The sequence below is a fragment of the Shewanella marina JCM 15074 genome (assembly GCF_000614975.1).
Lineage (GTDB): Bacteria > Pseudomonadota > Gammaproteobacteria > Enterobacterales > Shewanellaceae > Shewanella > Shewanella marina.
In genome coordinates this window covers 1-1130 of sequence record NZ_BALM01000066.1, presented here as the reverse complement: position 1 = coordinate 1130, position 1130 = coordinate 1, and the positions used below count along the sequence as shown (strand labels likewise).

At 45.1% G+C, this 1130-nt stretch carries 1 protein-coding gene; it reads right to left on the bottom strand.

Features of this window, described 5'->3' with window-relative positions:
• Positions 1 to 52: 52 nt before the first annotated feature.
• Positions 53 to 1130 (bottom strand): elongation factor Tu (gene tuf, locus JCM15074_RS20155; RefSeq protein WP_025823760.1); only part of this gene is annotated, 1078 nt, incomplete at its 5' end.

Below are 1130 nucleotides of genomic sequence, written 5' to 3'. Positions count from 1 at the left end.
CAAAAAAGGAAGCCGAAGCTTCCTTTTATCAGTGTTAACTAATTAACCGCTATTAAGCGATAACTTTAGCTACAACACCAGCACCTACTGTACGGCCACCTTCACGGATAGCGAAACGTAAGCCGTCATCCATTGCGATTGGGTGGATTAGAGTAACTACCATCTTGATGTTGTCACCAGGCATTACCATTTCTACGCCTTCTGGTAGCTCGATAGTACCAGTTACGTCAGTTGTACGGAAGTAGAACTGTGGACGGTAACCTTTGAAGAATGGAGTGTGACGACCACCTTCATCTTTTGATAACACGTATACTTCTGATTCGAAAGTAGTGTGTGGAGTGATTGTACCTGGCTTAGCAAGTACTTGACCACGTTCTACTTCATCACGCTTAGTACCACGTAATAGAACACCACAGTTCTCACCTGCACGACCTTCGTCAAGCAGCTTACGGAACATTTCAACACCAGTACAAGTAGTCTTAGTTGTATCTTTGATACCAACGATTTCTACTTCGTCACCAACGCGGATGATACCACGCTCAACACGGCCTGTTACTACTGTACCACGACCAGAAATTGAGAATACATCTTCGATTGGAAGAAGGAATGGCTTATCGATGTCACGCTCTGGCTCTGGAATGTAAGTATCTAGAGCGTTTGCTAGTTCGATAATTTTCTCTTCCCACTGTGCTTCACCGTTTAGTGCGCCTAGTGCAGAACCTTGGATAACTGGTAAGTCATCACCTGGGAAATCGTACTCAGAAAGAAGTTCACGAACTTCCATCTCTACTAATTCTAGTAGTTCTTCGTCATCAACCATATCACACTTGTTCATGAATACGATGATGAAAGGTACACCTACCTGACGTGAAAGCAGGATGTGCTCACGTGTTTGTGGCATTGGACCATCTGTTGAAGCTACTACTAGGATAGCGCCGTCCATCTGTGCAGCACCAGTGATCATGTTTTTAACATAGTCAGCGTGGCCTGGGCAGTCTACGTGTGCGTAGTGACGTGAAGGTGTATCGTACTCGATGTGAGAAGTATTAATTGTAATACCGCGCTCACGCTCTTCTGGAGCGTTATCGATCTGTGCGAAGTCACGAGCAACACCACCGTAAGTCTTAGAC